Consider the following 21365-nt stretch of genomic DNA (forward strand, 5'->3'; position numbering starts at 1 on the left):
TATAAAATCAGCGTGAAAACATGAACCTTTTGATTGTAAGTTTTAATGTCATCTTGATCGGTATCGGTGCAACGTTACTAATTGATCTATGGGCATTTTTACTCAAAAAATTATTTAATATTCCTGCTTTAAATTATGCTGTGCTAGGTAGACGGGTCTTAATTTTTCTATATTCTGGAAAATTTAAACATCAAAATATACAGCAAGCACCACCACAAAATTTTGAACATGCTTTCGGTTGGACATTGCATTATTTGATTGGGATTATTTTTGCTTTATGTTTTATTTTGATGGTTGGCACGACTTGGCTACAGCATCCTGATTTATTTTCTGCGATATATTTTGGTATAGCGACAGCATTCTTTCCATTTTTAATTATGCAGCCATGTTTAGGAATGGGATTTTTTGCTTCTAAAACGGCAGAACCTTGGAAAGCTCGTCTTAAAAGCTTGGTGACACATACCTTGTTTGGTGTAGGGTTGTTTTTGAGCGCACTGATTTTATAAAAATCTCGTAGCCACAAACATGTACTTTAGTTAATGTTCCAATCTACAAAAAAAAGCACCTTTCAAAGGTGCTTTTTCTCAAACTTTTATTTTATTGTTCTGAATGGTACATCAAATAAATTTCATTCAAATTATCTGGAATTTCTTCAGCAAGCTCATCCATCAACTGACCATTACGGCGGAAAGATTCCATTTGTGGGTCTTCTTCATCCACACCACTAAACACCATAATCGGTAAAGTTAAATCAACCAATTGCTCTTCAAACTCATCGGTAAACCACGCCTCTTCGTTTAAGAACATCGCATCGACAAAACCAACTGACCAATCACCTAAACTCGAATCAACATCCGCCTCTTCAATTTCAAAAGGAAACTCCACGCCTTCTTCATTGGATAATTTTTGACGAATATCATCTAACCATAATTTAATTTGCGCAATGATTTCTTTTGGTGCTTTGCTTTGATTGCCTTCAAAAAGCTCGTCTAACCAACGATCAAATTTTGGACCTACAGCAATTGCACATAAAAAACCATGAGTCGCTGCGAAATCTAGACCATACTCATTTTGGTCGCCATCTAGATAGTCACTTAACTGGTCTAAATCTAAAGCACTCATTTTGTTTCCAATTGATTTTAATTACGGTAAAAGCATAGCATTTTTTAAATGGCTATGCCTAATCAGTTTTATGCTTCATCATCTTCAAAATCATCGTCATCATCGAAGTCATAATCAAAATCTTTCAACTCTCGATCAAGGCGACGTTGAGCAAGTAAATCATCGATTAAACGACGTTTTTCTAATGATTCTTTGGCGCTAATTTTGTTTGATGACTCATCAAAACTAACATCATCATCACCGTAGTTATCATCTAGTTCAAAATCTGTAGAAGACACTAAAACTACCTCATAATGAAAAAATGTGAATGGGTCTAGCCGCTATTTATCTTTGTTCAGAAATCTTGTCAAGTTTTATTTAATTTTTTTTTATTTTTCTATCAAATTGGGCTTTTTTTGTGCCGAATTTTATGGCATGATATAATCCACCCTACGTCCTTCTATTTTGATGACTCATTTTGAGTGTTTGTAAATAGAAATACGTTTAAGGGCTGAGCTTGAAAATAACAAATTCATCCCCATTTTATTCACAGAAACCAATTTTCATTATTTTATCAGACCCTATTTTACTGATGAAATGCGCAAGCTTTTCCCATTCACATTGTTATGGGGGTATGAGCATGCACGGTTTTTTACTGCCACAGATTCAACGAGAAGAGAGTAAAGATGAGCGATATGCATTCCCCTACTTCACAAGTAGCGGCTCTGATTAGCCGAGGCAAAGAACAAGGTTACTTAACCTATGCTGAGGTTAACGATCATCTCCCAGACTCAATCACAGAAAGTGAACAGATTGAAGACATTATTCAAATGCTTCAAGACGTGGGGATTCCTGTACATGAACGTGCACCCGAATCTGACGATGCAATGTTCGAAGGTAACAGTGAAGCAACAGATGAAGTTGCTGAAGAAGAAGCTGCTGCAGTTCTTGCCTCTGTAGAAAATGAACCTGGTCGTACAACTGACCCTGTGCGTATGTATATGCGTGAAATGGGAACTGTTGAACTTTTAACCCGTGAAGGCGAGATCAGTATTGCAAAACGTATCGAAGAAGGTATTCGTGACGTTTTACATTCAATTGCGTATTGGCCAAATGCGGTAGAAGTCGTTTTACAAGAATATAAAGATTATGAAGCAGGTGAACGCCGTTTAGCAGATATTTTATCAGGTTATTTAGACCCTGAATCAGATGAAGCTATTCCTGAAGTTTTAGAAGAGGAAGCTGAAGAAATTGATGAGGAAGAAGAAGCATCAAAAAAACCAACCAAAGATGTGAAGTTGGATGATGATGACGAAGAGGAAGAAGCTGAAAGCGAAGATGAATCTGAAGGTGAATCTGGACCTGATCCTGAAATTGCTAAAGCACGTTTTGAAGAGTTAGAAACAGTTTGGAATACAGCGAAACAAGCCATTGCAAAATCAGGTCGTAACAGCCCTGAAAGTAAAGAAGCAATGGAGGCACTTGCAAGTGTATTTATGATGTTTAAATTTACACCACGTTTATTTGACATCATTTCAGAAATGATTCGTGGCACACATGAGCAAATCCGCACCTCTGAACGTGAAGTCATGCGTTATGCAGTACGTCGTGGTCGTATGGATCGCACGCAATTCCGCACATCATTCCCTGGTCAAGAATCAAATCCAGCGTGGTTGGATGAACAAATTGCCAAAGCACCCGCTGAGCTCAAAGGCTACTTAGAAAAAGTTCGTCCAGATGTGTTAGCTTTCCAACAAAAGATAGCTGATATTGAAAAAGAATTAGATCTAGATGTGAAAGGCATCAAAGATATTTCTAAACGTATGGCAATAGGTGAAGCAAAAGCACGCCGTGCGAAAAAAGAAATGGTCGAAGCCAACTTACGTTTGGTGATTTCAATTGCGAAAAAATACACCAATCGTGGCTTACAATTCCTTGATTTAATTCAAGAAGGTAACATCGGCTTAATGAAAGCGGTAGACAAGTTTGAATATCGTCGTGGTTATAAATTCTCGACGTATGCAACGTGGTGGATTCGTCAGGCGATCACACGTTCGATTGCTGACCAAGCACGTACTATTCGTATCCCTGTCCATATGATTGAAACAATTAACAAGATCAACCGCGTATCTCGTCAATTGTTACAAGAAATGGGACGTGAACCTACACCTGAGGAATTAGGTGAACGTTTAGAAATGGATGAAGTAAAAGTTCGTAAAGTGCTTAAGATCGCCAAAGAGCCAATTTCGATGGAAACACCGATCGGTGATGATGAAGATTCGCATCTTGGGGACTTTATTGAAGATGGCAACATCACTTCTCCAGTCGATGCTGCAACGTCTGAAGGCTTAAAAGAAGCAACCCGTGAAGTTTTAGAGAACTTAACTGAACGTGAAGCCAAAGTATTAAAAATGCGTTTTGGTATCGACATGCCAACCGACCATACTTTGGAAGAAGTAGGTAAACAATTTGATGTAACACGTGAACGTATTCGTCAGATTGAGGCAAAAGCTTTGCGTAAATTACGTCATCCTTCACGTTCTGAACATTTACGTTCATTCTTGGAAAATGACTAATTACTCATCCTAAAATGGAGACTTGAAAATTTTTCATTCATCTCCATTTATTGATTATGAGAAATACAGCGCCTGCACTTTTGCAGGCGTTGTTGATAATTTGAGGTGAAACATGTTAGACCGCACACCATCTCGTGAATTACGCGAAGATCTTTGGGTATTTCCAATGGATTATCCAATCAAATTGATTGGTGATGCTGGAGAAGAATTACGTGGTGCAGTTATTGAAATTTTGGTAAAACATTTTCCAGAGTTTGATGAAGCAACGCTCAAAGTTCAACCTTCACGTACAGGTAAATACCACTCTATCACTGCGCAATTACGTTTTGATGAGCTTGAGCAAGTGCATCAATTATATGCAGATTTGGCTGCTTGCCCATTGATTAAAACTGCATTGTAATCATCTAGTCAGAAATTAAAAATCAGAGCCGATTGACTCTGATTTTTTATGGCAATATAGTCGAAATCTAGTCCATTTTTCTTAAAAACCATAGGCTTTAAAATAATAAGCTGCCAATTGGTCGTTGCCTTCGTGACGTGGATTATAAGAAGGCTTCATCCAGTTTCCTACTGATTTTATTAAATATTTTACAGAAGGCAAACGCGCAGTTTGTTCAAACTCTTTTTCAATTTCTTTTAAAATTCCCAACATTGAAGTCGGTAATTGACCTTTTTTCAAATTTGAATCTTGTTCAATCGTAAAGCGGATCGCACGTGTCCACAGGATGACAAACAATGGAAATACCAAACTCATGGTAAACTGACGACCCACATAAAAACCAAGTTTGGTTTTGCATAAATATTCAAATAAATCAAATGCAACGGAACGATGTTCAACTTCTTCTGCGCCATGCCAACGGATCAAACGTAGAATTTCAGGATCAAAATTATTGATTGCCTTTTCTTCTAAGACCCACATGCCCAAAATACTGGTAAAATGCTCAATCGCAGCAATCACACCCACCTGAAAAACCAGCCATTTTTTGCCAAACAACTTAGCTAACCATCGTTGTTTTAAAGGTAACTCATCGACCAAATCTTTAAATAAAACTTCTGTTATATGTACAAAGCTAGATAAATCAATGCCATGTTCTTTATAAAAATCAATTACATTACTATGTGAACGAGAGTGAATTGCTTCTTGTCCAATAAAACCTTTGACATCGGCATACAGTTGCGGATCGGTAATTTCTGGCAAAACCCGATTAAATACTCGACAAAACCATAATTCACCTTGTGGTAGAAGAATATGCAAAGGATTAATTGCATGGGTCACAAAAGGCGTTTCAGCCCAATAAATCGGTGATTGTGTCAAATCAAACTTTACTTTACGTGCTTGAATCAAATGTTCTACAGCTGCATTCATTTTATTTTCCTTTTGATGCAGTGGGTGAAGGCTCTTTTCAAACCCTCACACCAAGTTATATTTAAAAAATTCTCAGTTAAGCAATCGCTTTTTGCTCAGGAATTACAATATTACGCTCACGCCAACGACGCATTTGCGGTGTTTCATCATCCAACCAATAGGCATCATCATCGGTGATCACCAACATTTCTTCCCATTTTGCACCGACTCCATTTAAACCAAGATGTGGCTCTACCGCCCACAAACCTGCAACAGGTTTATGGTCTGCCATTTTTCCTGAGTTCCAAATCGGTGACCAACCTTGTACCGCACCCGTACCAATCAAACGCCCTAAAGTTTTTAAAGAATCAATACCAAAACCAAAGAGTGTTTTTGGGTCTTTATTTTGATGACTTGATGAAATTTTAGAAACTTCATGTGCTAGAGTTTCAAATGGATAAGCTTTGTGGCGTGCTTCATAGCCTTTTAAATCAATAAAATGATCGACTTGTTGACTGATTTCTCGAATAGTTCTGCGCTCTTTAACAAGCTCCAAAATTTTCTCACGGAAAAATGCCAAGTCATCCATCACCTGCTCTAATACAGGGTTTTCCCCCAAACACCCTGTATAACCAATATCTGCCATGTATTCACCTAAAATCGGTGCATTGTCCAAAATAAATGGCATACCTTCTTCTAAACGTTTATTGGTTGGAAAAAACTGCAACGCAATTTTAAAGTTATTAAATGCAGTACGTTCACCAAACCATGCAAAAGGTGCATGGAAGAAGTCCGTCACCCCATGATCTAATAACCAGACTTTTTGCATTTTTGCCGCTTGCTTTTCAGTCATACCCGGCTTCAGCTCTTTGGCAACTTCTTCAGCGCATTGATAAGCCAAACGTTGAACTTTTCTAAACTCAGCCAGTTCATCTACAGTTGGATATTGTAATTGATGCTGCGTATATTGAAAAAATGGTGAAAAAATTGGCATGTGCATCCCTCTACAATCATCCTAAAAATGCTTTATTTTTAGTTTTATTTGATAAGCAATTTAGTCAATTTACTGCTTAACAAAAATATCAAAGCATTTTTAAAAAAATAAATTAAAAATATTAAATACAAACACATAATCTAAAAATAAGTGTGTATTTAGTTTGCTTGCGTATAATATAAATTGTCATTTGAGCAAATTTAAAATTATTAAGGGTCAAATTATATCAATTAAGGACAATCCCATATTTTTATTAAGGGTATATTTTAAATTTATTTGCAAATGAAAAGTACTTTCTGTCCGCAAAACATTTTAATATAAGTGAAAGTTAAAGTTTCTAATCGACATTTGTTATGACCGAATCCATAGGATTACCCAACTTAATTATTCGTGAATTTAACCAACTCACCCCTTATGCTGAACGCTTTCAAGACATGAAAGCCTTGACTGAACAGCGAGATGAAAATACGCCTGATGAATTATGGATTTTGCAGCACCCTGATGTTTTAACGCAGGGACAAGCAGGAAAACCTGAGCATATTTTAATTCATACCGATATCCCTTTAGTACAAACTGATCGAGGTGGGCAAGTAACTTGGCATGGACCAGGACAAATGGTGATTTATTTTATGTTTGATTTAAACCGTTTGAAATGGAATGTGCGTACACTGGTTTCGTATGCAGAAAACCTGATGATTGATTTGCTGAAAAAATACCATATTGAAGCCTATGCAAAACCCGATGCACCAGGTGTATATGTAAATGAGCGTAAAATCGGCTCTTTAGGTTTTAAAATTCGTAAAGGTCGCAGTTATCATGGACTGGCTTTAAATATTGATTGTAATTTAGACGGATTTCATACCATTAACCCGTGTGGTTATGCAGGTCTTGAAATGGTTCGTATCTGTGATCTTGTTGAAAATTATCCAAAATTCAATCAATTGGCACAAGATGTCGAAAACTATTTGATTGAAAGTGGCTTTTTTAATGACGTGAAAGTCATTTCACAATAAATGACTTTCTTTTTCTAGAAAAACTATTTAGAGTAATTACTCTAAAATATAAATATTACTGAACAAAGGGATAAGCGAGTGATTTCAAGTAAATCTGTAAAACCCGCTTTGGAACAAGCTTATGTCAAACTCATGATGGATGTGATTGGCAGAGGTTTGGTCATGGCGAGTCAAGTTGATGATGAAATTAGACATGAAGTATCTAAATTCCCTGCTGGCTTTGTACTTTCAATGAAAGTCTTTCCGCACGGACCTGCATTTGTTGCCAAAGTCAATGAACAGCAAAATTTAGAACTCGTAACGTCTTTACAAGGCAAACCAGATCTAACGATTACATTTAAGCATATGCATCATGCTTTTTTGGTGTTTTCTTTCCAAGAAAGTACCGCTCAAGCATTTGCCAATGACCGTATGATCGCAGATGGTGATTTATCTTATGCCATTCGTCTGGTGCGTTGTTTAAATAGAATGGAAGCTTTAATTTTACCGAAGCTGGTTGCCGAACTTGCGGTGAAAGAATATCCACAACAATTAACGTTAAAAGAAAAATTAACTGGTGCAGCAAACATTTACCTCAAAGTTGCTCAATCATATTTAAAAGGGAGTGCATAACACATGACTGCTAAATCATATTACGAATTTTTTTGTCCTGTAAAAATCATCGCAGGTCATGCTGCACTTGAGCATATTCCTTTTGAACTAACTTCATTAGGTGCAAAACGTCCTTTGATCATCACAGATAAAGGTGTACGTACTAATAATTTATTGGCGCCAATTGAAGCTGCGTTTACCTCTACAGAGGTTGAAATTGGTTTTATTTTTGATGATGTGCCGCCTGATTCAAGTTTGGAAACTGTGCGTGCAGTTGCACAAGCATATCGTGCCAATAACTGTGATGCGATTATCGCTGTGGGTGGTGGCTCCGTAATTGATACAGCTAAAGCATCTAATATCTTAGTCACTGAAGGTGGTGATGACCTCACCAAATATTCTGGTGCACATAACCTACCAAAACCATTAAAACCATTTTTTGTGATTCCAACCACATCTGGTACAGGTTCTGAAGTTACGTTGGCTGCCGTTATTTCAGACAATCAAAAGCATGTCAAAATGGCATTTGCATCAAATTATTTAATGCCAAATGCAGCGATTTTAGACCCACGTATGACGCAAACTTTGCCGCCGCATTTAACTGCGATGACTGCGATGGATGCGATGACACATGCAGTTGAAGCATATACTTGTATGGCTGCGAACCCAATTTCAGATGCTTATGCAACGGCAGCAATCAAAAAAATCAGCAATAACTTGTTTAATGTTTTAGATAATCCAAGTGATGCTCAAGGGCGTTTAGAGTTGGCACAAGCTTCTACTATGGCAGGTATTGCATTCTCTAACTCGATGGTCGGTATTGTTCACTCACTAGGACATGCTTTAGGTGCAGTTGCGCATCTGCCACATGGTTTGTGCATGAACCTATTCCTTCCATATGTACTTGAATACAATAAAGATGTGAACGGCGATAAAATTGCAGACTTGTTATTGCCTCTTGCGGGTGCTGACATTTATGCACAAACGCCTGCAAATCAACGTGCAAATAAAGCGATTGAATTTTTAAAGATCATGCGTGATCGTATTCATAGCTTGACTAAGTTGCCACGTACGTTAAGTGAAACGGGCAAAGTCAGCAAAGAACAGTTTGAGGAAATTGCTGAGAAAGCACTAAATGATGGTTCAATCATTTACAATCCAAAAGAAGCGAATTTTAAAGATCTAAAATCTATTTTAGAAAAAGCTTGGTAATTACTGAATAATAAGCCAATATACGCTGTAAATAAGCCTGATGTTGTAAAGCATCGGGCTTTTCATTTGCAGAAAATAAATTTGGATTAATTTTCTACCAAGTGGCATATTTTCTGCTAAAAAAATGCGTAAAGTTACTGACAAAAGTTTGCAATTGGAGTAGATTGGCGCACTTTTGTTTTATTTGTAGGGGGGATCGTTCGTCTCAAACGATCCTTAGATATATGACTGATCCTTGATCAACGATTAAGAGGATAACGCCGTTGACAATTAACACTGGGACTCAATCGGCAGCTAAACTGCAAAAAACGCTAGGTTTCTGGCACATCATTATTATCGGTTTGGCTTATATTCAACCTATGACACTTTTTGATACTTTTGGCTTAGTATCAGAAGAAAGTCATTTCCATGTTCCTACTTCATATATTATTGCTTTAGTTGCAATTTTATTTACCTCCATTAGTTATGGTCATATGATCCGTCGATATCCTTCTTCGGGTTCTGCCTATACTTATGCGCAAAAATCTATTCACCCTAACGTCGGGTTTATGGTGGGTTGGTCATCATGGTTAGATTATTTACTCTCTCCAATGGTCAATATCATCTTAGCTGTGATCTATTTGGAAGCACTTTTTCCTGAAGTAAACCATTGGGTATGGGTGGTTGGATTAACTGCGGTCATGACTGCGGTGAACTTACGTGGGGCGAAGTTCGTTGCAAACTTCAACAGTCTCATTGTTTTTGTGCAGTTAGGTGTCATCGCTTACTTTACTTGGATGGTGTATCAACTGCTTGCCAGTGGTGTCAATGCTGATGGTACTTTGGTCAATGCCAAATATCAGCTTTGGAGCTTAGAGCCATTTTGGAATGAGATGACCAGTCTTGGTGCATTGATTACTGGTGCGACGCTACTTTGTTTCTCATTTACAGGCTTTGACTCGTTGAGTTCGCTTGCTGAAGAAACCAAAGATACTGAAAAAACTCTGCCTCGTGCGATCTTTATGACTGCATTATTTGCTGGGGTTATTTTCATTGTCAGTACTTATTTCATGCAGATTTATTTCCCAAATGATCCTAAGACTTACTTTGAAGATGTGGCAGCAACCCAGCCTGATATTCTCCAAGCAGTTGGTGGTGTCGCATTCAAAACCATCGTGTTGTATTTTGCGATCATTACCGTGATGGCTTCGGGTATCTCAGCACACGCAGGGGTATCACGTTTGATGTATGTGATGGGTCGTGATGGTGTCATTAATAAGAAAATATTTGGTCATATCAGCCCGAAAAATTACACGCCATCTTACAATATCTTAATTGTAGGCGGTGTTGCTTTAACCGCAGGCTTTATGGATTTAGACATTGTCATTTCCATGATTAGCTTTGGTGCTTTAACTGCATTTACCTTTGTAAATTTATCAGTTATTTCACGCTATGCATTACGTGATGGTCGAACCAAATCATTTAAAGACATCTTGAGCTTTGTGATTATTCCTCTACTCGGTTTCATCAGTATCTTTGCGATGTGGCTTGAAATTGAAGACAGAGCATTGAAGTTTGGTTTATGGTGGGCAATGTTTGGTATCTTGTACCTAGGTTATAAAACCAAAGGTTTCCGTTACCCTGCACCGCAACATAATGAACATGAATAATTGTATTTGACGTGTTCAAATCAATAAAAGGCGCTGTATGCGCCTTTTATTTTATTAATTAAGCTACAAATTTATCTGTGATTGCTTGTACACGTTTTGCATAGGCTTTGACTGTATCTAAATCGCCCTGAGGAATCTCATTCACTGAAGCATCTGCTGGACTTTGCACCATTGCCCCACCAAAACTTCCCATATAGTTAATATCATTATGCGTAGCAGCTTTTGTATTTGAAGGTAAAATACCTAAACTTACCCAAATACCACCATGTTGAAGAGCCAAAGCTTGCATTTGAATCAGCGTCATTTGCTTATCACCATTTAAACTACCGCTATTGGTAAAACCTGCAAAAATCTTATCTTGCCAAGTACGTGCAAACCATCGCTTAGATGAATCATCCGCAAACTTTTTAAATTGCCATGGGGTTGATGCCATATAGGTTGGTGCACCAAATACAATCGCATCTGATTGGTCTAAATTATTCCAATCTTGTTCTGAAATATTGCCTTCCTGATCGATTGCAATCAAATCTGCTTGAATTTCTTGCGCAAAATTTTCAGCAATCACTTTAGTATGACCATAACCAGAATAATAAACGACAGTAACTTTTGACATTTTTTAAGTTCCAAATAAATTAAGATATTTATATGATATATTTTTGATACTAACTGTCAATTAGTTACTTTTAGGTAACTGCTTATGTTATCCTAAGTGAAATATTTTGGATTATTCGCTATGAATACAACGCCTCATTTTAATGTGTATCATCCGAACTGCCCATCACGGCTATTTTTTGACAATATGGCTGATAAATGGGTACTGTTTATTTTAGATACTTTAAGAATGAATCCTGAGCATTTCAATGCACTGAAAAAGAAGATTATTGGAATTTCACCGAAGGTTCTTTCACAGAAACTAAAAATGCTCGAACGTGATGGTTTTATTGTGCGTGAGATTTTAGATACACGTCCTATTCGTGTGGAATATGCCTTGACACATCTTGGCGAAGAACTGGCAAAAACGGCTTTTCAATTTAAGCTTTGGGCAGAAAGCCATATGCAGTATGTGATTGAAGCACAAAGAAAATATGATGAAGCTAGTCTATAATTTAGGATTTGGATATCTAGGCTTTAGTCTTCGTTGACTCGAAAAAATCATTCATTTTAAATTAGTTTAATGAAGCAGACATTGCATACCGATTTTCTTAAAATCTTCAGATGCTAAGTCAATCTTTTCAATGAGTTGATCACGTTTAGGTAATTCTTCTGTACTACTGCCTAATTCATCCGCTAAAATTCATATTTTATTCATTTGCCCATCAAGATCATCTATGATCTGCTGCAGAATCTGACAACCTTGCTGAGATTTGTTCGGTGCGAGTTGCTCTTTTCCATTGACAAAATAAATATCTGCTTCACTAATTGAACTCACCCAATGATCAAAATCTTTATTAAATTTCTTTTGTGATTGATCAAATTGTTCAATGATTTGATTGAGTTGCTCTTGCTTTTGTTCTAATGACGCAAGATCACTATTTTTTAATTGATCCGAAGCATAAAGCATTGTCATAGACATCAAAAGTATCAGTAAAATAATTGTACGTCTTAACATGAACAGCTCTATTTTTAAGTTATGACTGATATTAATACCAATTAATAAAAGTTTTATAATATATTTTGGAATGATTTTTTTCTACTTCCAATCATGAATTGAGACGCGGAAACGTCATCCACAGTTGTTTGAGGCAGGATTACTAATGATTGATAATGTTTTTGCAATACATCAATCAATTTATGGTATTTGTCGAGTTCTGTGGATGACAATGGTTTTGCCTACTTTTGCCAAAACAAAAGTAGGTCGAGCCGAAGGCTAGTCCCTAAAGATAAATTTTAGATGTAAGACTCCGTCAAAAATAAACCATTTATATTATGTTAATTTTCAAGAATGGTATAACATCTTAGAAGTATAAAAAATGCCTATTTTTATGAGCATCTCAATGCGTTGGATTATGTCAGTTCTTTAAAGCCCTGCTGTCGCCATGCTTCATATAAAATCACCGCAGTCGCATTAGATAAATTTAAACTACGAGAGTTTGGCGCCATCGGTAAACGAATCCAATGTTGTTCAGGAAATAACATACGCACGTTTTCAGGTAAGCCACGTGTTTCAGGCCCCATAAGTAGCGCTACAGGACGATTTAAATTTGAAGTATGTGGCGTTTCAAAACCTTTAGTAGTTAAAGGGTAAATTGCATCCTGATCAATGCCTTGAGCTTTTAAATGCGCAAGACATTCTGCAAAATTTTCCCAAACTTTCATATGCGCCCATTCATGATAGTCCAACCCTGCACGACGCAACTTTTTATCATCCAGCTCAAAACCAAGTGGCTTCACCAAATGTAATTGCGCACCAGTATTGGCACATAAACGGATGATGTTTCCTGTATTTGCAGGAATTTCGGGTTCGTATAAAACAACATGAATCACAGGAGATTTCTCAACTTTTTAAAATTTACTTAGGCAAAGATGTAGCTTAAATATCACATCTTTTGAGCAAAGCCCTTTAGATCAAAGCGCAATAGAGAGATTTTATAACCACTGAAGCTGTTCACGCAAACTCACCACTTCACCAATAATAGTTAAAGTCGGTGCTTGAATCTGATGCTGTTCAACTTTCGAGGCAATGTCTGCCAAAGTTCCCACTACAACTTTTTGCTCTGGTGTTGTACCTTTAGAAATCAGCGCAACAGGCATATTTGGACGTTGACCATGTGCAATCAACTTTTCACAGATTTTTTCTAAACCGACCAAGCCCATATATAGAACAAGGGTTTGATTTTCATACACCAATTCACTCCAAGGCAGCTCAGGTGAACCTTCTTTTAAATGCCCTGTCAGAAAGCGAACACTTTGCGCATAATCTCGATGTGTGAGTGGAATACCAGCATAAGCAGAACAACCTGAAGCTGCGGTAATTCCAGGAACGACTTGAAAGCCAATGCCTGCATCAAATAATTCTTGGATTTCTTCACCGCCACGCCCAAAAATAAAGGGATCTCCCCCTTTTAGACGGCAAACACGTTTCCCTTCTGACGCATATTTAACTAATAGGGCATTAATGCCCTCTTGCGGCACGGAATGATTAGAACGTGCTTTTCCCACATAAACTTTTTCAGCATCACGGCGACAAAGTTCCATAATCGCAGGTGATACCAAACGATCATAAATAATCACATCGGCTTGTTGCATTAAACGCAATGCTTTCAAGGTTAATAGTTCAGGATCACCCGGTCCTGCACCGACCAAATAAACTTCACCTTTGGGCTTTTGCCACTCAACTAATGCTTGTTCGATCAGACGATCTGCTTCAAGTAAATTGTCATTGAAAACCTGCTCTTTCAAAGGACTGGCATACAAATCTTCCCAGAAAATACGGCGCTCCTCAGGATGACTAATTTTCTCTTTGACGATCTTACGCCACTTTCCTGAAAATTCAGCCAACTTGCCCATTCCATGTGGAATGCTTGCTTCAAGTTGCGTGCGAATCTGACGTGCCAATACAGGGGATGCGCCATTGGTGGCAATTGACACCACCAAAGGTGAACGATCAATGATCGCAGGCACCATAAAACGACAATGTGGTGGATCATCTACACTATTCACCAAAACATTTAAAATTTCACAGGCTTCAAAAACCGCTTGATTGACCGCCTTGTCATTGGTTGCAGCAATGACTAAACGAAAGTTACTTAGGCTAATTTGGGAATTAAATTTTTCAGGATGATATTGCCCATGCGTTGAATGTACAAGTACTAACAAATCCTGTTCAATTTCAGGTGCAATCACCTCTATGATCGCCCCTGCTTTTGCCAGCAATAATGCTTTTCGGTAAGCAATATGACCGCCACCCACCAACAAGCACACCTGACCTTGTAATTTTAATGAGATGGGAAAAATGTCCAACTGAATACCCCTATTGCCTTAAGGCTCAATATTATCATCATACGCTCGACCAATTAAATCAAAAAACGCTGATGAGCGATTTCGATTAAACTGATTGACACGTTTCATCATTGCTTGCCAATGCTGATCATTTGCCAATTCAGGCACATCTAGTTCATCCATATAAAAATCAACCCGTTGTAGATTCATACTCTGATAAATCGGATGCCATTCCCCATTTACCTTAATCACCAATTCAGGATTAATTAAATATTGTCCATGTGCGACACGTTTAAACAAATATTTATTGTACTTATCACTGCCATCCACTTCATTTTTAGATAATAATGCACTGATATAAGTACGTTTTTGACGTTTAGGATCATAAAAAGATTTAGGTAATAGACTAAGATAATCGAGCAATAACGCACTATCAAACGCTTTTTCCCAACGGGCATAACGCTGATAACCCTCTATCAAACTCATGACATACATTAATTGAAAAATCATATATTCAGGTTGATGTGACTCTAACTTGAACAAACGATGATAGATCTGTAAAACAATACTGTCTTGTGGTAAATACGCTGCAAATTCGACTAAGTTGCTAGCATATTTGGGTTGTGTCAGAACACGTTGTAAGGCGATTTGTAAGACATTTAAATTCTGACCATCCAATACATCTACATCCGCCCCATCTTGTAAAAGCTGTTGGTAAAATTCACTATTTCCTGCCCAAACCGCTGCCATCAATGGGGTTTGATTAAACTCATTACGATGATTAATTCCAAACTTTTCGATTTTCTTCAGTAAAGCAGTTGGATGCTTTATTTGATAATTCATATAATATTTTGACAAAAGCCCTTGTTCAGCTTTCTGTGCGCGTACCTGATAACTTGGATTAAACACATTGATCGCAGGCTTAAAACCGATTTTTGCCAATTGCATCAAATAGGCTTGATGTTGATATACCACCGCATATTCAAACAATGCCAATTGGGCTTTTTTCTCTTTCTCAATCAGTGCCTTTTGCTCTAAATGTCGAAGTTCACTGCCTTTTAATACTGTCCAATTTGGCGATTCTTCCTTTAAGATTTCACGACGAATACGCTCTGCCTGTTCTTTTTTACCTTGTAATTCAAGTTTTTGTGCTTCTTTTTGCCATTCTTTTAAACTCGACTGTTGATCTTGCAAATCTAAAGTATCCGCAGCTTGATCCATTCCCAATAATTGAAAAATTTTATGCTGATCTTGCTGCTCTACCCAGTAAATATTGGACATTGCACGCGTCAAACCGACATATAGAGCATTAATATAAAACTTATAAATTTCCAGTGACTTATCAGCTTTGTCTTTGTTGCGTGCATAGCTAAAATCATGTTGTAAGTCTTGCACAGAAATATCACTACAGATTTCACTAAAATGTGTAGTTGATTGGCTAACAAAGTTATATAAAATAATGTTTTGGTATTCTAAACCTTTGGCTTCTTGGATGGCGAAAACCAATGGCGTTTTAAACACACGCTGCGCCATTTTCTTCTGTTCTTCATGCATCACCACCACAGCGAACTGGGTCGAAACTGAGGTTTTTTTATCCAATTCATGCAAGATATCTGGTGTATTTTTTAAAAAATATACACCGCCCTGAATCTCTGCATTACTTTGTACCAAATAATGACTTTCTTTATCAATCGAGCCAAAACGTGCATTTTTTAGTAATAAAACACGATTTGAAATCTCTGTGATTCGCTGTGCATTACGGTAATTGTGTTGCAATATATGCGTGATTTCAGCGCCATGATGTAGCTCCTCATGCCGATGAAACAAACTTTTAACTTTTGCCCACGAAAAAAAATTGGGATGCACAATTTGATTGGCATCACCACACATTAAAAATAAACCTTTTTGACTCAGGCTATTTAAAATTAAATATAATTGAATGGTGGTAATGTCTTGTACTTCATCAATCACCACAAAATCATAACTTGGTTTCACTTTCTGCAAATACTCATAACTGAGAATATTTAAATCTGCCAAACCATTCTTTGCTAAATCCTGTAAATAATGCTTAAAAATTGCATAAACTTCTGCACGATCATGAATACTAAAAATAGATTGTTTAATTCCTAAAGCCAAATAATCTGCTTCAGATAAATAAGCATGATCGGTCATACTGCCTGTGAGTACACCTTTAAACTCTTCATAAAGACTATGTGCGCTGAATTTATGTTTATAATTTTCTTTATACCACTGCATAAAAAAATCAATATCAGCAATCTTTCTATCTGGAACAGCAATACTTTCGATAAAATCTTGATAAGAATAAAAATCGACCAATTGCTTATCATTATAATAATGTTCTGAATAATAAAGCTCTCTGGAGTTTTTTACTAAAAATGAAGATAAAGTAACGTATAAAACCTGACCTTCAAGCTGTTTTATTTTTTCTAATAAAATTGCTGTCTTACCACTTCCTGCTGAACCAATGATCACCAAGGGTGGATATTGTTGATAAATATGCTGCTGCACATCATCAAAAGAAATAAATTTATTTAAATAAACAAACTGCGGATTATTATGATTCACATATACCATTTTTTCATCAGTTTGAATTTCATCAACTGACTCAATGACAGGGATTAAGTCTTCATTGATTTCAATATCCGCATTTAAAAAACGAGAACCTTGATAATCATGCTTTTTTAAATATTCTAAAATTAAAATATAATTCTGAGCTTGGTACTGATAAATTGAAAATAAAATACGATCACTACGATTTAACTTAGCACGATATAAATTTGATTGAATCTTTTTTACATCTGCCGATTTAAAATCATCATTTTTTAAATAATCAACTAACTTATTAAAACCTGATATTTTTTCTGTTTCTAACTCATTATAAATTAGTACCTCCACGTCATCCTCACATTTAGAAAGTAAAGTTTTCAACTATTTTAAAATATACAAAAAATAAGCCAAATATTAAATTTGGCTTATTAAAATCTTACAAATAATCTCAAGATCAATCGATATAGGTTGCACCGCCCATGTATGGACGTAACACTTCAGGGATTTCAATCGAACCATCAGCACGTTGATAATTTTCCATGACTGCAAGTAAAGTACGACCAACAGCCAAACCAGAACCATTCAACGTATGTACAAGTTCGGTTTTCTTTTGATCAGCACGATAACGTGCTTTCATACGACGTGCTTGGAAATCCCACATATTTGAGCATGAAGAAATTTCACGATAGGTATTTTGGCTCGGTACCCAAACTTCAAGATCATAAGTTTTGCATGCGCCAAAGCCCATATCACCACCGCATAATACGATTTTACGATACGGTAAACCTAGTGCTTGCAAGATGCCTTCAGCATGACCTGTGAGGTCTTCCAAAGCTTGCATAGAATCTTCTGGCTTAACGATTTGTACCATTTCAACTTTGTCAAATTGGTGTTGGCGAATCAAACCACGTGTATCACGTCCATAAGAACCTGCTTCACTGCGGAAACATGGTGTATGTGCTGCGTATTTTAAAGGTAAACGTTCAGCATCAATGATTTCATCACGAACAAAGTTAGTTACTGGAACTTCAGCCGTTGGAATCAGATAATATTCTTTTTCACCTTGCAATTTGAATAAATCTTCTTCAAATTTAGGTAGTTGACCTGTACCACGTAAAGAATCCGCATTGACTAAATACGGCACATACGCTTCGGTATAACCATTTTTAAGCGTATGTGTATCTAACATGAACTGTGTCAATGCACGTTGTAAACGTGCCAATGGACCTTTCAGTACACTGAAACGAGTCCCTGTCAGTTTGGTCGCTGTTTCAAACTCCAAACCGCCCATCATTTCACCTAGATCAGTATGGTCTTTGATCTCAAAATCAAACTGACGCGGTGTACCCCATTTTAAGATTTCAACATTGTCACTTTCATCTTTACCCTCAGGCACAGACTCATGTGGCATATTTGGAATAGACATGAGTTTTGCATCAAGCTCGGCCTGTAACTCATTCAACTCAGCTTCAGCAGCTTTGATTTCATCACCAATCGCTGACATGCGTGCCATGATTTCAGAGGCATCACCACCTGCTTTTTTTATTTGACCAACTTGTTTTGCACCCGAATTACGCTCTGCCTGTAAATTTTCAGTACGAGACTGAATCTCTTTACGACGAGCTTCTAGTGATGCCCATTCTTCTACATTGAGTTGCACACCACGTTTTGCTAAGGCTAAATTTACAGCCTCGATATTATTTCTGATTAATTTCGGGTCGATCATAGTCAATCTAAATAAGACAAAAAAACTGTCTATAGTGTAAGCGCTTCACTGCAAAAAATACAGTAACCTAACCAACTCACACTATAGATTTTGATAATTCGTTGAAAATTTGGCTTATTCCGCTTGAGGTGCTTCTTCTGCAACCGCTTCAACGACAGGTAAACTTGGTAAATATTCAGCTTTGACCAAATCTTTTGCAGACAAATAAGGTAAGGTGAGTTCCGTCATGCCTTCTGCATAAGATGCCAACTCATACAATGGATACACAAATACAATCCCTTTTGAACCATAATAATAGTTATCGCTGAGTTGTAATTTTTCACGGGTAATGTCGTGCTGTGTTAACCAGTTAGCGTTGGCATCATAAAGCTGTTCTGCGACTTTTGTTTCAACATTCGGTTTTAAAATATCAGTCAAGGCTAAGCGTTTTTGAGTGCTCAAATCAAAAGTCACATATTCATTATGATACATCCCATGTGCGGCACCTGCTGCGTAGGTATAGGACTGAATCATAAATGTCGCTAAGTTGTACTGTTGAGAAATAAAACGGACATAGATTGAATTTTGATTTAAACCTTTAAGATCAGCAGCTTCACTGGCAGCTTGTGTAGTTTTTTGATCTTTTTCAAATGCAATCGGTACATCTTTTTTAATGCGATTTAGGAAATAATCATCAATCCAAGCAATATCAGTCTTGACTGTTTGTAAGTCATATTGGGTGCATCCATCTTCATCACAAAACTGCTTTCTTGGTAATTCTACACGTGTAACTTTGGCTTGAATGAGTGGAATCTGCTCTGTTTTGGCTTGGCTACTGGAAGCTTGTGCATCTGCTGATGATGCAGGCTTTTCTTGACAACCTGAAGCCATCAATAAAGCTGAGAATAGCGCTGAAATAATCCAAGTTTTTTTTAAATGTATTTGCATTCTGATGTCTTTCAAACATGTATTGCGATAACACCTATCATAAGACTAGAAATTTCAAAATAAAATTCATTATTGTAATTGCTAACGGTTTTGCTTTCTTAATTTCTTGTTTAAGGGCTCAATTTTTCTTTTCTAAATTATTTTTTTAAATAAAATAATTCAATCACTTAACTCAAAATCATTCACCCAATTACAATGAAAACCTAAAGGAATATGCACGCCTAAATCAATCTCTGCTTGAAGTTGAATCTCTAAACCATCTACTTTCAAAATAGCAACTTTTGCAGCACCACCATCTAAGCGATGTACATAAGCCATTAAATAACCACACCCTTCTGCACTCTCCACCGTTTCAGGTGTAAAGGTCACTTCTCCTACGCCCCAACCTAAACCAAAATCATAATGTATAGATCTTTTTAGCAATAAATCATGTATGCACATCTGATTAAAAGCCTCAGAATGTCTAAATTTTAGAGTGTACAAATAACGATAAAATATTCCCGTAAAACGCTCATCAATTTTAGGAAATTCTTGAACTTGTGAATCTAACAATTCTCTATGTAACTGTTGTGTTGCAAGATCAATAGACCAACGTTCCAATTGAGCATGTTGCGACTCATAAGCAGCATGTTGAGTATGTCTAAAATCAGTATGATGCACTAAAACATCGATAATAATCTGTTCCTGATCCGCTCGATAAGCATTTGCAGCATGAAATACAAAACACGGTTCTAGTTCAATCCAAACGATCTGTTCAGCATTGGCATATTTAGGTAATATTCCGATACGCATCATTTTCTTTGGATTCCATGTATATGGAACACTATAACCTTGTAACAGATGCTTGACTGAAAATGTAATCGAGCCATCAAATACTATTATTTCTTTTTCAGTAAGCAAACAATCATGAATCATGGGTGCATGCGCCAATTCAATTTCAGTAAAATGAATTAACTGTCCCTCTTCATCAATCACTTCATAGTAGGCATTTTTACATTTCAAAGCATCATAACAAATTGCATGTAAATGCCCCGTTTGCCTGTCTTTACGAGGATGTGCGGTAAAAGGCAAATTGGCATCACTATTAAACAACTGATAACGCAAGCTATTAAGCTGTTTATCTAGACATATTGGAAATGCACCAGCTTCAATCACAGCCCAAAGCAGACCTGCATGTGCAAAAATATTAGTATTTACAACATCATGTGCGCCACGCCTAAAACCTTCAATCTGTGCTTGAGCTTTTATATATTGTACTTGATCGGTAGCAAGCAATGTACTTTTAAAGGATAATGCTTGACCATTTTGTAGTTCTAATGCATGTAACATACCATCCCCGAGATACCAATCAAATAAACGAGGCTGTGTAACATGGATTGGATTTGACCCGATACGAAGTAATAATCCATTTAACTGCTTAGGGATTTCTCCACAAACTTTCAACTCATACTGTTCAGTTTCTTTCACTGGTTGATAAATCTTATTTTTATAAATATTGACTTCTTGATGTGTTTTCTGACTTCTTAACATCTGACCGATCAGCTTGATCAACCACTGTTGAAATTTATTTTTATAGGAAATAAACCTATTCATTTTAGGATAATGCAATGTTTTATTGTGTTGTTTATGATGCATTTCTTTCTCAGAAAGTCTTTCCATTTTGGATTGAGCATAATGTAATTCTTTAAATAGCTCTATATTTTGATTTTATTTTCATAAAAAAA

The 21365-nt window shown here is 36.8% G+C and carries 19 protein-coding genes and 1 pseudogene; 8 read left to right on the forward strand and 12 right to left on the reverse strand.

Annotated elements, in window-relative coordinates; all coding sequences use genetic code 11:
* Nucleotides 1-20 precede the first annotated feature (20 nt).
* Nucleotides 21-506: a DUF2938 domain-containing protein gene (locus tag HUS24_RS14100; protein ID WP_173912628.1), complete on the forward strand. Its 486-nt coding sequence runs from the start codon at nucleotides 21-23 to the stop codon at nucleotides 504-506.
* A gap of 91 nt (nucleotides 507-597) precedes the next feature.
* On the opposite strand, the gene HUS24_RS14105 is transcribed toward HUS24_RS14100, so the two are convergent.
* Nucleotides 598-1122 carry a YecA family protein gene (locus HUS24_RS14105; protein ID WP_173912629.1) on the reverse strand — a complete coding sequence of 175 codons (525 nt, stop codon included), beginning with the start codon at nucleotides 1120-1122 and terminating at the stop codon, nucleotides 598-600.
* 68 nt (nucleotides 1123-1190) lie between these two features.
* Complete coding sequence (locus HUS24_RS14110; RefSeq protein ID WP_065994931.1) at nucleotides 1191-1400, reverse strand: PA3496 family putative envelope integrity protein; 210 nt, start codon at nucleotides 1398-1400, stop codon at nucleotides 1191-1193.
* A gap of 384 nt (nucleotides 1401-1784) precedes the next feature.
* Here HUS24_RS14110 and rpoD point away from each other — a divergent pair.
* Nucleotides 1785-3677, forward strand: a pseudogene (gene rpoD, locus HUS24_RS14115) (RNA polymerase sigma factor RpoD); the annotation flags it as partial.
* A 112-nt stretch (nucleotides 3678-3789) separates the two neighbouring features.
* Nucleotides 3790-4077: a YbeD family protein gene (locus HUS24_RS14120; RefSeq protein WP_173912631.1), complete on the forward strand. Its 288-nt coding sequence runs from the start codon at nucleotides 3790-3792 to the stop codon at nucleotides 4075-4077.
* A gap of 81 nt (nucleotides 4078-4158) precedes the next feature.
* Here the strand turns inward: HUS24_RS14120 and HUS24_RS14125 are convergent, their stop codons facing one another.
* Nucleotides 4159-5043: a metal-dependent hydrolase gene (locus tag HUS24_RS14125; protein WP_173912632.1), complete on the reverse strand. Its 885-nt coding sequence runs from the start codon at nucleotides 5041-5043 to the stop codon at nucleotides 4159-4161.
* Nucleotides 5044-5119: 76 nt separating this feature from the next.
* Complete coding sequence (locus HUS24_RS14130; protein WP_173912633.1) at nucleotides 5120-6016, reverse strand: M24 family metallopeptidase; 897 nt, start codon at nucleotides 6014-6016, stop codon at nucleotides 5120-5122.
* 353 nt (nucleotides 6017-6369) lie between these two features.
* Here HUS24_RS14130 and lipB point away from each other — a divergent pair, with 353 nt between their 5' ends.
* From lipB to HUS24_RS14150, 4 genes are all read left to right on the forward strand, one after another.
* The gene (gene lipB, locus HUS24_RS14135) at nucleotides 6370-7029 is read left to right on the forward strand and encodes a lipoyl(octanoyl) transferase LipB (RefSeq protein ID WP_173912634.1); all 660 of its coding nucleotides are present in this window, start codon (nucleotides 6370-6372) and stop codon (nucleotides 7027-7029) included.
* 78 nt (nucleotides 7030-7107) lie between these two features.
* The gene (locus HUS24_RS14140) at nucleotides 7108-7641 is read left to right on the forward strand and encodes a hypothetical protein (RefSeq protein ID WP_173912635.1); all 534 of its coding nucleotides are present in this window, start codon (nucleotides 7108-7110) and stop codon (nucleotides 7639-7641) included.
* Between the two features lie 3 nt (nucleotides 7642-7644).
* Nucleotides 7645-8832 (forward strand): iron-containing alcohol dehydrogenase, encoded by a 1188-nt coding sequence (locus HUS24_RS14145; RefSeq protein ID WP_173912636.1) that lies wholly within the window; start codon nucleotides 7645-7647, stop codon nucleotides 8830-8832.
* Nucleotides 8833-9095: 263 nt separating this feature from the next.
* Nucleotides 9096-10481 (forward strand): APC family permease, encoded by a 1386-nt coding sequence (locus HUS24_RS14150; RefSeq protein WP_173912637.1) that lies wholly within the window; start codon nucleotides 9096-9098, stop codon nucleotides 10479-10481.
* Nucleotides 10482-10539: 58 nt separating this feature from the next.
* Here HUS24_RS14150 and HUS24_RS14155 read toward each other — a convergent pair whose 3' ends face one another.
* Entirely contained in the window at nucleotides 10540-11094 is a 555-nt protein-coding gene (locus HUS24_RS14155) for a flavodoxin family protein (protein WP_173912638.1), read from the reverse strand.
* A 120-nt stretch (nucleotides 11095-11214) separates the two neighbouring features.
* Here HUS24_RS14155 and HUS24_RS14160 point away from each other — a divergent pair, with 120 nt between their 5' ends.
* Nucleotides 11215-11586 (forward strand): helix-turn-helix domain-containing protein, encoded by a 372-nt coding sequence (locus tag HUS24_RS14160; protein WP_173912639.1) that lies wholly within the window; start codon nucleotides 11215-11217, stop codon nucleotides 11584-11586.
* Between the two features lie 189 nt (nucleotides 11587-11775).
* Here the strand turns inward: HUS24_RS14160 and HUS24_RS14165 are convergent, their stop codons facing one another.
* From HUS24_RS14165 to HUS24_RS14195, 7 genes are all read right to left on the reverse strand, one after another.
* Nucleotides 11776-12090, reverse strand: coding sequence for a hypothetical protein (locus HUS24_RS14165; protein ID WP_173912640.1), 315 nt, complete (start codon nucleotides 12088-12090; stop codon nucleotides 11776-11778).
* Nucleotides 12091-12485: 395 nt separating this feature from the next.
* The gene (locus tag HUS24_RS14170; protein ID WP_173912641.1) at nucleotides 12486-12965 is read right to left on the reverse strand and encodes a tRNA (cytidine(34)-2'-O)-methyltransferase; all 480 of its coding nucleotides are present in this window, start codon (nucleotides 12963-12965) and stop codon (nucleotides 12486-12488) included.
* Between the two features lie 102 nt (nucleotides 12966-13067).
* Complete coding sequence (gene cysG / locus HUS24_RS14175; protein WP_173912642.1) at nucleotides 13068-14441, reverse strand: siroheme synthase CysG; 1374 nt, start codon at nucleotides 14439-14441, stop codon at nucleotides 13068-13070.
* 18 nt (nucleotides 14442-14459) lie between these two features.
* On the reverse strand, nucleotides 14460-17336 hold the full coding sequence (locus HUS24_RS14180; protein ID WP_173912643.1) for a UvrD-helicase domain-containing protein: 2877 nt from the start codon (nucleotides 17334-17336) through the stop codon (nucleotides 14460-14462).
* 106 nt (nucleotides 17337-17442) lie between these two features.
* Entirely contained in the window at nucleotides 17443-18714 is a 1272-nt protein-coding gene (gene serS / locus HUS24_RS14185) for a serine--tRNA ligase (protein WP_173912644.1), read from the reverse strand.
* A gap of 114 nt (nucleotides 18715-18828) precedes the next feature.
* Nucleotides 18829-19641 carry an RsiV family protein gene (locus HUS24_RS14190; RefSeq protein ID WP_173912645.1) on the reverse strand — a complete coding sequence of 271 codons (813 nt, stop codon included), beginning with the start codon at nucleotides 19639-19641 and terminating at the stop codon, nucleotides 18829-18831.
* A 159-nt stretch (nucleotides 19642-19800) separates the two neighbouring features.
* Complete coding sequence (locus HUS24_RS14195; RefSeq protein WP_173912838.1) at nucleotides 19801-21276, reverse strand: carotenoid oxygenase family protein; 1476 nt, start codon at nucleotides 21274-21276, stop codon at nucleotides 19801-19803.
* Nucleotides 21277-21365 lie beyond the last annotated feature (89 nt).

The sequence above is a fragment of the Acinetobacter sp. Marseille-Q1618 genome (genome assembly GCF_902809855.1).
In the GTDB taxonomy this organism is placed as follows: Bacteria; Pseudomonadota; Gammaproteobacteria; order Pseudomonadales; family Moraxellaceae; genus Acinetobacter.

Coding starts and splice junctions, on each gene's coding strand:
- HUS24_RS14190 (WP_173912645.1), bottom strand. CDS start 19,641: ATGCAAATACATTTAAAAAAAACTTGGATTATTTCAGCGCTATTCTCA.
- HUS24_RS14120 (WP_173912631.1), top strand. CDS start 3,790: ATGTTAGACCGCACACCATCTCGTGAATTACGCGAAGATCTTTGGGTA.
- HUS24_RS14165 (WP_173912640.1), bottom strand. CDS start 12,090: ATGTTAAGACGTACAATTATTTTACTGATACTTTTGATGTCTATGACA.
- HUS24_RS14125 (WP_173912632.1), bottom strand. CDS start 5,043: ATGAATGCAGCTGTAGAACATTTGATTCAAGCACGTAAAGTAAAGTTT.
- HUS24_RS14145 (WP_173912636.1), top strand. CDS start 7,645: ATGACTGCTAAATCATATTACGAATTTTTTTGTCCTGTAAAAATCATC.
- HUS24_RS14100 (WP_173912628.1), top strand. CDS start 21: ATGAACCTTTTGATTGTAAGTTTTAATGTCATCTTGATCGGTATCGGT.
- HUS24_RS14155 (WP_173912638.1), bottom strand. CDS start 11,094: ATGTCAAAAGTTACTGTCGTTTATTATTCTGGTTATGGTCATACTAAA.
- HUS24_RS14130 (WP_173912633.1), bottom strand. CDS start 6,016: ATGCCAATTTTTTCACCATTTTTTCAATATACGCAGCATCAATTACAA.
- lipB (WP_173912634.1), top strand. CDS start 6,370: ATGACCGAATCCATAGGATTACCCAACTTAATTATTCGTGAATTTAAC.
- HUS24_RS14105 (WP_173912629.1), bottom strand. CDS start 1,122: ATGAGTGCTTTAGATTTAGACCAGTTAAGTGACTATCTAGATGGCGAC.
- HUS24_RS14160 (WP_173912639.1), top strand. CDS start 11,215: ATGAATACAACGCCTCATTTTAATGTGTATCATCCGAACTGCCCATCA.
- HUS24_RS14195 (WP_173912838.1), bottom strand. CDS start 21,276: ATGCATCATAAACAACACAATAAAACATTGCATTATCCTAAAATGAAT.
- serS (WP_173912644.1), bottom strand. CDS start 18,714: ATGATCGACCCGAAATTAATCAGAAATAATATCGAGGCTGTAAATTTA.